General features: G+C 55.4%; 9 protein-coding genes. 3 read left to right on the top strand and 6 right to left on the bottom strand.

Annotated elements, in window-relative coordinates:
• The 3 genes from PHD76_11175 to prfB form a co-directional block, all read right to left on the bottom strand.
• On the bottom strand, positions 1-361 hold a 361-nt coding region (locus tag PHD76_11175), incomplete at its 3' end, for a phosphoribosylanthranilate isomerase (protein MDD5262395.1).
• Positions 362-403: 42 nt separating this feature from the next.
• Positions 404-1,189, bottom strand: coding sequence for an indole-3-glycerol phosphate synthase TrpC (gene trpC, locus PHD76_11170; protein MDD5262394.1), 786 nt, complete (start codon positions 1,187-1,189; stop codon positions 404-406).
• Positions 1,173-2,276 carry a peptide chain release factor 2 gene (gene prfB, locus PHD76_11165; protein MDD5262393.1) on the bottom strand — a complete coding sequence of 368 codons (1,104 nt, stop codon included), beginning with the start codon at positions 2,274-2,276 and terminating at the stop codon, positions 1,173-1,175. Before prfB ends, trpC begins: the two co-directional genes overlap by 17 nt.
• On the opposite strand from prfB, the gene PHD76_11160 reads away from it, so the two are divergent.
• On the top strand, positions 2,185-2,394 hold the full coding sequence (locus PHD76_11160) for a hypothetical protein (GenBank protein ID MDD5262392.1): 210 nt from the start codon (positions 2,185-2,187) through the stop codon (positions 2,392-2,394). The two genes, prfB and PHD76_11160, sit on opposite strands and share 92 nt — an antisense overlap.
• 230 nt (positions 2,395-2,624) lie before the next feature.
• A complete protein-coding gene (locus PHD76_11155) occupies positions 2,625-4,373 on the top strand; it encodes a tetratricopeptide repeat protein (GenBank protein ID MDD5262391.1) in 1,749 nt (582 codons plus the stop codon).
• A gap of 561 nt (positions 4,374-4,934) precedes the next feature.
• Here PHD76_11155 and PHD76_11150 read toward each other — a convergent pair.
• The 3 genes from PHD76_11150 to PHD76_11140 all read right to left on the bottom strand — a co-directional run bounded on the left by PHD76_11150 (position 4,935) and on the right by PHD76_11140 (position 10,565).
• Positions 4,935-7,415: a glycogen/starch/alpha-glucan phosphorylase gene (locus PHD76_11150; protein MDD5262390.1), complete on the bottom strand. Its 2,481-nt coding sequence runs from the start codon at positions 7,413-7,415 to the stop codon at positions 4,935-4,937.
• Between the two features lie 184 nt (positions 7,416-7,599).
• Positions 7,600-9,045 (bottom strand): DNA integrity scanning protein DisA nucleotide-binding domain protein, encoded by a 1,446-nt coding sequence (locus PHD76_11145; GenBank protein MDD5262389.1) that lies wholly within the window; start codon positions 9,043-9,045, stop codon positions 7,600-7,602.
• 56 nt (positions 9,046-9,101) lie between these two features.
• Positions 9,102-10,565, bottom strand: a complete 1,464-nt coding sequence (locus tag PHD76_11140; GenBank protein MDD5262388.1) for a hypothetical protein — start codon at positions 10,563-10,565, stop codon at positions 9,102-9,104.
• A gap of 345 nt (positions 10,566-10,910) precedes the next feature.
• Between PHD76_11140 and PHD76_11135 the strand changes: the two genes are divergently transcribed.
• Positions 10,911-12,002, top strand: a complete 1,092-nt coding sequence (locus PHD76_11135) for a mannose-1-phosphate guanylyltransferase (GenBank protein ID MDD5262387.1) — start codon at positions 10,911-10,913, stop codon at positions 12,000-12,002.
• Positions 12,003-12,078: the final 76 nt, after the last annotated feature.

The following is a 12,078-nucleotide window of genomic DNA, read 5'->3' as shown; positions in this document are numbered from 1 at the left end:
GAAAAGCATCCACATCGTAGGCATCCGGCTTCACGCCCGGTATCAACGGGAATCCCAACGCCTTGATCAAACGAAGCGGCTTCAGTTTTTCGCAGTACTGGGGTTTTTCGGCCCCATGCAGTTGCCAGGCGTCAAACGCGCGCTCCGCATCCAGATCCAATATGGTGCGCGGCGCCATATCGACCGTCACCGCCACACGCTGGACAAACGGCGGCAGTTGCCTCGCCAGTTCAATCGCTTTGTCAGGCTCGATATAGCGTTTGCTCTTTTCATAAATAATAAAGCCCAGCGCATCCGCGCCCAAATCCACCGCCGCGAAAGCGTCCAGCTTGTTCGTAATGCCGCAGATTTTGATTTTCATTCTTTCTCCTGACTACTGAATTCTGTCTTCTTTTTTGCCCCCTCACGCATTCAACAATTCCAAAACCGTCTGCTTCACATTCCCGCTTCGCATCAGCGTTTCTCCGATCAAAAAACAATCCACACCCTGCTTCCGGCAATAGCGGACATCTTCGGGCGTCTTGATGCCGCTTTCCGTCACCGCCAGGCAATCTGCCGGGATTTCAGGCGCCAATTCCTCGGTCGTGCCCAGGCTCACTTCGAACGTCTTCAGGTTCCGGTTGTTGATCCCGATGATATCGGCATCCAAATCGGCCGCGCGATCCATTTCGGCCATGTTATGCACTTCCACCAAAACGTCCAACTGCAGATCCTTCGCCTGGTTGTACAACCGGACGAGCGCGTCGGGTTCCAGCGCCGCCACGATCAACAGGATCGCGTCAGCCCCGGACACGGCGGCTTCGTAAATCTGCAGTTCGGAGATGATGAAATCCTTCCGCAACAACGGCAAATCCACCTGCTCGCGAATGTCCCGCAAATGCTCAAGGGAACCCTGGAAAAATTTCTCGTCGGTCAGGACCGATAACGCGTGCGCCCCTGCTGCCTCATATTCGCGCGCCACATCGACCGGGTTGAAATTCGGGGCAATCACACCCGCGGAGGGCGAGGCCTTTTTCACCTCGGCAATCAACGTGGCCTCCCCGGGCTGGAACAGCGCCCGGCGGAAACCGCGGAAATCATCACGCATAAAAGCCAGCCGGCGCAACTCGTCCGCATGCGGGACGAGCTTTTCCACCTCGGTCTTCTTGTGCTCGATAATTTCCAATAATTTGTTATTCAACGTCGTCATCGTCAATGTCCGTACGCTTTTTACCCTTCAAAAACGCGCTGATAAACGCATCCAGCCCGCCATCCAGCACGTCCTGCACATCGCTGGTCTGCTCGCCGGTCCTCAAATCCTTCACCATCTGGTACGGTTGCAGCACATAGGAACGGATCTGCCGGCCCCAGCCGATCTCGCCTTTTTCACTATAATGTTTTTCCAACTCGGCCCGTTTCTTATCCATCTCGATTTCATACAGGCGCGATTTCAAAACCTTCATCGCAGACGCCTTGTTTTTGATTTGCGACCGCTCGTTCTGGCAGGTCACCACGAGGCCAGACGGCATATGGGTGATCCGAACCGCCGAGTCGGTGGTGTTGACCCCCTGCCCGCCATGCCCGCCGGCGCGATACACATCCACGCGAATGTCCTTGTCGGCCACCTCGATCTCGATCTCGTCATCGATTTCCGCAACCACATCCACCGACGCAAACGAAGTCTGGCGCTTCCCCGCGGCGTTGAAGGGCGATATTCTAACAAGTCTATGCACACCAGTCTCGGCCTTCAGATAGCCGTAGGCGTTATGGCCCTCGATCATCAGGGTCACGCTCTTCACCCCGGCTTCTTCACCGGCCAGAATGTCGAGAATGCTGACCTTGAATTTTTTCCGCTCGCCGAAGCGCTGGAACATCCGCAGCAGCATGTTCGACCAGTCGCAGGCCTCGGTCCCGCCCGCGCCGGCGTGGAGGCTCAAGATGGCATTGGCCGCGTCATGGGGGCCCGACAACAGGAATTGCACTTCCAGCTCGTCGAACTCTCTCGCCGTCGCGGCGTATTCCTGTTCGAACTCGTGCTCGGCGGTGTCAGTACCTTCCTCGGCCGCCATTTCCTGCAAAACAGCCAGGTCTCCGATCCGTTTTTCGATGGCGGTAAAGCGGTTGGTTTTGTCACGGAGCTGGTTGGCTTCCTCCATGATTTTCTGGGCTTCTTCACGGCGGTCCCAGAAACCGGGCTCGGCCATTTTGGATTCCAGCTCCGCCAGCCGGGTTTTCAGGCTCGCCGGGTCAAAGAAACCTCCCGAGCTGGCGCAGCCGGCTCTGAAGATCGGGCAAATCGATTTGGATGTGCGTACTCATAAAATGAAGTGGAAAAACGTAGCGGAAAAACCGCAGAACGCCAAGGGATACTTTGGCACAAACTTCTCACACGAAGCCACGAAGGAAGACGGATGAACGCTGATAAACACGGATGTTAAAGAACTGGTATGCTCAGCAGCAACGGTGCGATTTTATACCAGCCTGGGGCAACGCCCTAGGAATCCGAATTATGCAAACCTCAAGCGCTGAAGGGGCGCTCTAACGTGTGTCGAGTTGCTTCAAAGCTTGGTAAATTGTATCAAATCACACTAGGACGAATCCCCTTTGGTGGACAAGTTGGCGAAGTCAGTCTATAATCCGACGTTGTGAACCCAGCAACCCCAGCCCGCCTGTCAAAAGCCAGTCTGATGCTGCTTGGCGTGCTGTTATGGGCCGGGACTGCCTGTGTCAGATCCAATGACGCGCTGAATCCGGCCCCTGCCATCTCACCCCCGCAAGCGGTTGACCTTCTCGATGAGGATTTCAAACAACCAGAACCCCAAAAATCCACCGAACCCGCCAACCGCCTCAAACGGGCGCAGGCCGCCGCCGCATTTGCCCTCGGGCAAAAACTCGAGAATGAGCAGCGCTTCCAGCAGGCTCTCGAACGCTATCAACAGTCTGCGGAAGTCGACCCGGATTATCTGCCGACGTACAGCCGAATCGCCCTCATTTATCTCAAAACAGATCAAATACAAACAGCCACGCAATATCTTGAAGCAAAGATCAAGACACACCCCAATGCCGCAAGGCTCCATTCCCTGCTCGCCTATTGCTACCAGGAATCCAACAAGCCGGTGGAAGCAGTTCGGCAGGCCCGGCAGGCCCTTTCACAGGATTTCACCCTGGCAAGCAATTATAGCATTTTGGTGAAATGCCTTCCCTCCAAAGGCAAAAAAAATTCGGTCCTGGAGCTGCTGACCCAGTCCGGGAAATATGAATCGGACGATGCTTCCTACTATGTGCGTATGGGTGATATCTGGAGCAGACTCCTCTACGAAAGCGGCGCCGCCTCGGGCGCCAAACTTCAGGAACTGGTGCGGCCCTTTTATGAAAAGGCGGTCAGTCTGGATCCCGAAAATCCGCACCTGCTCTTTCAACTGGGCCAATTGTCGTTCGATATGGACAAGTTTGACGTTGCAGCCGATTATTACACCAAGGCCTACGAAAAAAACCGCCACATCCCGGCCCTGCGCGAACGCCTGGCCATCTCACTGCTGTCCCTCCACCAGGAGGCAAAAGCCATCCAGGTGCTGGAAAGCCTGCTGGAAGATTTTCCCGAACGCAAAAGTCTGTACCCCATGATCGCCGAGTTGTACGGTCGAAACAACCAATGGGACCGGGCCGCCGAATATTACCAGCTTTATGTGCAGCTCGGCTCGCCGGACGCCAGGGATTACTTGCAACTCGCTGACGCTCAAATCCGGGCGCATAAGCCCGAAAAAGCCCTCGCCAGCCTTGAATTGGCGGCCAAGGACTATTCCAACGTGCCGGAGATCCCGTTCCTGAAGGCGCTGGTTCTGCGCTCCCTGAATCGCGGGGACGAATCGCTGGCCTGCTTTTCCAGGGCGGAGGAACTCGGGCGCGACAAACCGGGGTTTTGCGATTCCAATTTCTATTTCCAATACGGCGTGGCCTGCGAACAGAGCGGCGGACGCGAAAAAGCAGCCGAACTCCTCAATAAATCGCTCAAACTAAACCCCGACAACCATCAAACACTCAATTACCTCGGCTACCTGTGGGCGGAACACGGGGAAAATCTGGATCAAGCGGAAAAACTCATCAGCCGCGCCTTGAAACTCGATCCCGGGAACGAAGCCTATCTCGACAGCATGGGCTGGGTCTGTTTCCAGAAAGGCAATTACCAAAAGGCCCTGCCCTACCTCGAGAAAGCCATCCAGGGCGCCCCGGACGATCCTGCTGTGCTTGAACATTTGGCCGACGCGTATTACAAGATCGGCCAGGCCAGCAAAGCCATTGAAACCTGGTCGAAAGCCTCCTCCCTCGCAAAAGACCCCAAGCCGCTCCAGGCCAAGATCCAGCAGGCGCGAGAACAATCCGCCGCCAAGCCCTGATCCCTTGCGCCAATTCTGCTATGGATTGTCCACTCGCGTCGCACACGCGACGCATGTCGGAGTTCAACGATGCACGGTTCATCCCGGAGACTCTCGGGGCTAAAGAGCAATAGCCGTCGTGCAGGATGACGAGCAAGGTGTTTGAATTTCAGGGGCCAAACTGCAGTCCTTTTCGATCTCGTGCGCCGTGCCAAAACCGCAGAATGTCCATTCGATTTTCAATCGTGTTGAGCCTGTAGAAAATCAGATAGGGGCTGTAAACGATCATGCGTACATTGGCTGCCCTTTAACGCGGCATCCAATTCAAAAATCAAAACAAAATACCAATTCAGGCGGTTTTGCTTGTAACCCGGATGTTCCTGCACCCCAGTTCCTGCCACACTTTGGAGCAGGACACTTTGCTGAGGTTTTCAGAAGCGTGTGAAACATCCGGGTTAGGTTCTGTTTAACTCCGACATGCGTCGCGAGCAAGCGCTCAATTTTCAATTACTTTTGGGAAAGCATCGCCGGGCAGGATGCCCGGCTGTGCGGGCGGGACGCCCGCGCTCCGGTGAACACATGCTAAGGAACAACCACGGGCTGCAGGTTCCAGATGTCATGCGCGTATTCGCGGATGGTCCTGTCACTGGAAAATTTTCCCAGGCGCGCGGTGTTCAACAGCGACATCCTGGCCCAGCCCATCCGGTCCTTGTACGCCCGGTCCGCCTTTTGCTGAGCGTCGCAATACGCGTGGTAATCGGCCAGTACCATGAAGGGATCTCCGCCCTCCAACAGGCTGTGCAAAAGCGGGGCGAGCGTGTCATGCGGGTCGTTGGGAATAAAATGGCGCGACCCCAGCCAGTCCATCACGGCTTTTAGTTCTTCGTCGCGCTTGTAGATGTCCTGGGGCTTGTAGCCCCTGGCCCGCAGCGCCTCCACTTCCTGTACCGTCATCCCAAATATGAAAATGTTTTCCGCGCCGACTTCCTCAAGAATCTCGATGTTGGCGCCATCGAGAGTCCCGATGGTGACGGCCCCGTTAAGGCCAAGCTTCATGTTTCCGGTACCTGAAGCTTCCATGCCCGCGGTTGAAATCTGCTCGGAAAGGTCCGCGGCGGGCATGATCATGGAGGCCAGGGAAACCCTGTAATTGGGCAGGAACACCACCTTGAGCTTGCCGTTGATGTGGGGGTCGTTGTTGATTTTTTCGGCCACGGAATTAATGGCCTTGATGATGCATTTGGCAACCACGTAGCCGGGGGCGGCCTTGGCCCCAAAGACAAACACCCGGGGATGCATGTCGTAATCGGGGTTCTGAAGCAGGCGCCTGTATAGTGTCAGGATATGCAGGAGGTTCAGATGCTGCCGTTTGTACTCATGAAGGCGTTTGACCTGGACGTCGAACAGCGCGTCCGGGCTCACTTCCACACCGCAATCCTGCCGGATCGTCTCCACCAGGCGCTGTTTGTTCCCGCGTTTGATCTCAAGAATCCGCCCCAGAACGCCCTCATCCCCGGCAAATGATTCCAGGCCGCGGAGTTTGTCGAGGTCGGTGACCCACCCTTTCCCGACTTTTTCATCGATCAACTCGCTCAACTCCCGGTTGACGGAGAGCAGCCACCGGCGCGGCGTGATGCCGTTTGTTTTGTTATTAATCCTGGCGGGATAAAGCGTGTTAAAATCCTTGAATAATTTTTCGCGAATCAGCCGGGTATGCAATTCAGCCACCCCGTTGATTGAAAAACTGCCCACGACCGCGAGGTGGGCCATGCGCAACATCTGTACCGGCCCCTCCTCCACCAGGGATAAATCCCGTTTTTTCTGGAGGTCACCCGGCCACTTGGCCTCCACTTCCTTGAGGAAACGCCCGTTGATCTCAAAGATAATCTGGAGATGGCGGGGCAACACCTTTGAAAACAACGGCACACTCCAGCGTTCCAGGGCCTCCGGCATGATCGTGTGATTGGTGTAGGCAAAGGTCTGGGTTGTCAGGCCCCAGGCCTCCTCCCATGAAATCCGATGCTCATCGTGCAAAATGCGCATCAATTCGGCAATGGCCACCGCGGGGTGCGTGTCGTTCAACTGGATTTTCACCTTGTCCGAGAGGCGTTTCCAGTCCGGCCCGTTTTCGCGCTCGAAGCGGCGCAAGATATCCCTCAGGGAGCAGGTCACAAAAAAGTATTGCTGCAACAGCCGCAGTTCCTTGCCGTTTTCCGTCTGGTCATTGGGATAAAGAACCTTGGTGATGGTTTCACCGAGATTTTTGCGCTGGAGCGCCTCGCTGTAGCCCCCGGCGTTGAACGCCTTGAAATCAAATTCCTCCTGGGCGTGCGACTCCCAAAGGCGCAGGAAATTGACAGTCTTCCCGCCATAGCCGCAGATGGGAATGTCATAGGGCACTCCAACGATGGTTTGGAAATCAACCCAACGGGCTGTGTAATTGCCCAGGTCGTCAAACACATTCTCCACACGCCCGCCGATTTGGATTTTCTGCGTGTACTCGGGGCGTACCAGTTCCCATGCATCCCCGTATCGCAACCATTCGTCCGGACGCTCCACCTGGTAGCCGTTCACAAACTCCTGCTTGAACAGCCCGAATTCATAATGGATGCCGTAGCCGATGGCCGGGAAATCCAATGTCGCCAGCGAGTCGAGAAAACAGGCGGCGAGGCGGCCCAAACCGCCGTTGCCGAGGGCCATGTCATATTCCTGGTCCCGTATCTCCTCAAGTTCCAGGCCAAGCTCGTTCAAGGCATGCTCGGACTGTTCAAAGATGCCGATATTGAGCAGGTTGTTGCCCAAAAGGCGGCCCATGAGATATTCCAGCGACAAATAGTAGAGGCGGCGGGGCTTTTCCTTAGCGTGAGCGCCCTGTGTGGCAATCATCCGCTCGATGATGCGTTCCTGCGCCGCCTTGGAGAGGGAATACCACCAGTCGCGCAACGTGGCGGTCCCGGGATCGCGCGCCAGGCTGTATTTGAGATTGCGTAAAATCGAATGCTTGACGTCCTCCGATTGGGAAATCGGCGGAACATCGTGGTTGATATCAGTTCCCGCTTTCATGGTTATGCGAACGCCCAGGACATCTCCCCGCGTGTGCCGACGGGATGCAAGCCCGTATCCGCCGAACGATAAAAAACATCGCCCCCAGCTCCGGCATCTGTGCGGCTGAAGTCTGCCAATAAGCAAATAATCCGCAACATGACAGCCGGGTTGAACAACGTCGTACTGCCATGCAGCGGCATCCTCATCTGGCGACAATATTCAATAAGAGGTGGATGCCGCCCGGATTGCCTCCATTCACAATCTGGACGGATTGCGGCACATTCAGGGTTACGCTCATTGTATAAGTCCCGGGAGCCGTGATGGATGAAAGGTCCACCGGCAATGCCTTGGTCTTGTCCGCCGGTTTCCACAGCGGATCCCGCACCAGCACCTTGACCCGGACGGTATCCAGCTTTTTCTCATGGACTCTCAACCCACGCTTGAGCCCCGTCACTTCCGGCATCTGCACATCGAGCATCATGGTCCGTAATTCCGAAAGCGTATAAGCGAGCACCGCAGGGTCAAAACGATCCACCTGCGCCTCCTTCGGCAACGTCCGGATCATGTCCGAAGTCAGATTGATCCGGTTCTTGCCCGCCTTGGCGTTTTTCATGTCCAGTAAGATGGTAAAATCCTTTCCGACAATGTTCAAGGTCGGCGGCACCCGCATGAATAATTTGAGCGCCGTCTCACTCTGCTCGGAGATAAACAGGCTGGGCGGGATGTTGCTGAATTCAATCTTGGCGTCTGCGGTGGTGGCCACGGAAGGCGTCTCAAAATACTTCTTTTTGTAAATATCCGTCTCAACCGATCCCAAAGCCGCTATCGCCAACGCCAGAATCCAGAGCCCGATCGACATCAGGCGATGCCGTTTGCGCGTGCGATCCTGGGATTTGACGCCCAGCAGCAGCAGCAACTCACGCTCCAGTTCTTCCGGCGTTTCACCGGTCACCAGCTTCAGCACCCCGTCATGCACATGCGAAATGATTCCGCGCTCTTCCGAAACGACAATCACATGCGCGTCACTGCGCTGTGTGAGTCCGATTGCCGCGAGATGGCGCGTACCCAATTCGGCGTCCACCCCTTCCGCAGTGGCCAGCGGCAACACACCGCCCACGCGCGTGATGCGATTCGAGCGGATCACCGCCGCGCCGTCGTGCCGCGGGCAATGCGGATTGAATATGGAAAGAATCAGGGAACGGTTGACCGTGCTCGAAACCTCCTCGCCGCCGCTGATCAGGCTTTCAGCATCCAGGCGATTGCAAAAAACAAACAGCGCGCCTGTACGCTGCTTCACGAGATCGACCAAGGCCAGCGACAATTCGGCCAGGGTTTCCTCGGATTGAAACACCTTCGGGCGGAAAAGGTTTCCGCGGCTGGCCGCCTGGTAAATACGGCTCAATTCGGGAAGAAAAGACAAAAACACAAGCACGGAAACCGGCAGCGCCACGATAAACGTCAGCAGCATGGCAAAGGGCAGGTTAAGGGCATAAATGGCCGCGGCGAACAGAAGAATCAGCAAGACGGTGAAAATCAGGCGCAACAAACGCGGGTAGGCCAGCAGCCAGCCCATGATAATGCGCAGCCCGACAGCACAAAGCGTGATGTCCAGAATGCGCCTCAACAAAATGTCTCCCAATCCGAACATGGCAGGATTTCACCGTATCGATTCAGGGCAGAACGTCAAGCGGCGGTCTGAACCGCTCATATATGGGCCAGAACCAGTTTGCCTTTTTCAATTTTTTCAATCTGGTAAATCCGCGGCACGCCGCTCTTTTTCAAGGCTTGCCAAAGCTGCTGCTGGTACATGCGCCAGAAATAGTTTGAAAGCTGCTGTGGAAGCCGCGCACTCCCAATTGTCAAATCGCATTGGTAAAATGCAATGGAATTGTTGCCGGAGCTGAAATGAAGGACATAGCGGAAAAGCTTCGGATAGCCCAGAAACTCGACTTCGTCCAAAAATTCAATCCGATCCTGCAAAATGGAAACCCCCATCCCGGTCCTCCGGATCCCGTATTTCTCCGGCGTCTCGGCCTGCTCGAGACGAACCCGCGCTTTCAGCCAGGCATTCAATTCCCCGGCGTTGAGCGTCACCTGCAGGTCATCACGGTTCAAATACTTGGTATTCCCATCGGCTGCGAGAAACAAAATCCGATTTGCCACATCCATGCTCGTCTGCCCATCCGTTTTCAACGCCTGCAGTCCCGCAAATTCCGCAATGGAGTCCGGTCCTTGATAAATCCGATAACCGTAATAGCCGTAAACGATCAGAAGCCCGATTCCCATGAACAACGCCAGAAATCCGGACATTCCAAGCCCGTCTCGTTGCGCCAGCACAATATGAAACAGCAGGTAAAGGGCGGAAACAAGGCCCAGCGCCAAAAAGCCAGCAAGCATAATGACCGAACTCTGGGGAATCGCCGCGGCTTGCATCATGATCTTGGGGTCCGTGTCCAAAAACGACCGAATCTGCTCCTGCTTCCGGGCGGTGGTAATCGCCTTGATTTCATCCTGCGTTTTCCATCCTCCTTCAAACCGCATCCTTCCCTCGGACAACACCTGCCTGCGTTCAATCCAGGGTTGCAGATACGCATCTATGGCACCCGCCTCAGACGGATACCGGCCTTTCAGTTTCGCGCCCGCTTCAATCCGGGCCTGCAACACGTCCGCTTTGTAATCCAGTTCGGGCTTGAAGGCCTCGGCTGTAAAATCCTCCACGGCTTTTTTCACCTTTTCCAAACCGGCCGCCGCATCCTCCTTGCGCTTTTGGACCACGGCTTGAAACTTGCTCCGCTCCTGCGCAAGTTCCCTCTTGAGGGCCGGTTTGGATAAAATCATCTTGTCGTAGCTCGCAAGCACGGCCTGGATTTCCTCATCCTTGAGTTGGGACACCGACTCCGTGTACGCCGGCGCCTTGCAAACTAAAAAGTTCGCCTGGAAAAGCTCCGTCTTCCCGTCCTCGCCAACAACCGTCAGGAACACTCCTTTCGTTTCCACCGACACTGCGCGGATCTCGCGCGTCTGGCCGTTTGGCATCCGGAGAAAAACCAATTGCTCCTTTGTGGCTGAAACGGCATCAGATTGTGCCGGCGGAGGTGCGGCCTCCTGGGCCTGCGGCGTCCCGGAAAGAATGACCCAAACACAAAATGCGAAAATACTATTTTTCATTCCCGCATCCTCTTAACTGCCCTGCTCTCGAAACTCGCTTTAACTGCGCATCCAATCTTTTGCATGAATTAACAAGGATAGCTCTATCGTGTTACAAATAAAAGACGAATTAACATTTTTTTCCGTAAAAGAAGAGCTATTGTAATTTTTACCCAGCTAAGGCTATGTTGGATTACAATCACAAGATGAAAACCAGCTTCCAACACTTGATCAAGAGATGTTTGACATGGTTTCGTTACACAAACACACTGGGGGCACTAAAAATGAAGGAAAAAACCGCTTGTAACCAGGAAACCACAGTCCGCTGCCCGGTCTGTATTGGAACCCTGAATAAATGACCTCGTCATGAGATACGCCGTCATCATCGCGGGCGGCTCCGGCACCCGGCTCTGGCCGATGAGCCGCTCCGTCCTGCCCAAACAGCTCATTCCCTTCATCAACGGCAAAAGCCTGCTCCAGCTCGCCTTTGACCGCCTCGACGGCCTTGTACCGGAACAGAACCGTTATATTTGCGCCGGGCAACAACATGCAGGCCTCATCGCGTCGTCGTTGAAAAAATTCCAAAAAGCGCAATTCCTCGGCGAACCCGTCGGGCGCGACACCTTGAACGCCGTCGGCTACAGCGCTGCTGTCATCGCCGAAAGCGATCCGGACGCCGTCATTGCCGTATTTACCGCCGACCACATCATCGAGCCTGTGGACCGGTTCCAAAAAATCGTCGAGCATGGATTCCGCCTGGCTGAACAAGAGCCTAACACCCTGGTTACTTTCGGAATAGAACCGACCCACGCCGCCACCGGCTACGGGTACCTGCAATTGGGCGAAACTCTTGACGAATCCGCCCGAAAAGTCGAACAGTTCAAGGAAAAGCCGGACGCCGCAACCGCCACCCGTTACCTCCAGGAAGGCCCGCAACACTACCTCTGGAACAGCGGCATGTTTGTCTGGCGCGCTTCCACCCTCTTGGATTGCATCAAGCGCTATGAACCTTCCAACTTTCAGGGCATTTCAAAAATCGCGGCTGCCTGGCCGACTCCGAAACGGGAAGCCGTCCTGGCCGAAATCTTCCCCACCCTGAAAAAAATCAGCGTGGATTTTGCCGTCATGGAACCCGCCTCGCGCGACCCGCTCCTGCGCGTCGCCGCAGTGCCCATGCCTCTGAAATGGCTCGATGTCGGCTCATGGCCTGCGTTTGCGGAAACCTGCGAACGGGATGTGCTGGGTAACGCCGTCTCCGCACGCACCCTCCTGCTCGATACGCGGGGAACCCTTGCCGCTTCCAGCGATCCCCAGCATCTCATCGCCACCATCGGATGCGACGACCTGATTATCATCCACACTCCGGAAGCCACGCTGGTCTGCCGGAAGGAACATGCGGAAACCATCAAGGAATTGCATAAACAAGTCGGCGAACACTTTGGCAAAGAGCTGCTTTAATCCCAGGTTCTGGGAGGCTCTCAGCTTTATCTTTCCGTTCTCAGCGATCTTCCTGTAAAATTGTGTTCGTGGTTAA

The sequence above is a fragment of the Candidatus Methylacidiphilales bacterium genome (assembly GCA_028713655.1).
Taxonomy (GTDB): domain Bacteria; phylum Verrucomicrobiota; class Verrucomicrobiia; order Methylacidiphilales; family JAAUTS01; genus JAQTNW01.
Note: the sequence above shows the minus strand (reverse complement) of the source record. Positions and strands in the feature narration are given on the sequence as shown.

Bases quoted from the DNA above. Each gene is read 5' to 3' on its own strand.
- PHD76_11140 (MDD5262388.1), bottom strand. From the start codon at position 10,565: ATGAAAAATAGTATTTTCGCATTTTGTGTTTGGGTCATTCTTTCCGGG.
- PHD76_11145 (MDD5262389.1), bottom strand. From the start codon at position 9,045: ATGTTCGGATTGGGAGACATTTTGTTGAGGCGCATTCTGGACATCACG.
- PHD76_11135 (MDD5262387.1), top strand. From the start codon at position 10,911: ATGAGATACGCCGTCATCATCGCGGGCGGCTCCGGCACCCGGCTCTGG.
- trpC (MDD5262394.1), bottom strand. From the start codon at position 1,189: ATGACGACGTTGAATAACAAATTATTGGAAATTATCGAGCACAAGAAG.
- PHD76_11150 (MDD5262390.1), bottom strand. From the start codon at position 7,415: ATGAAAGCGGGAACTGATATCAACCACGATGTTCCGCCGATTTCCCAA.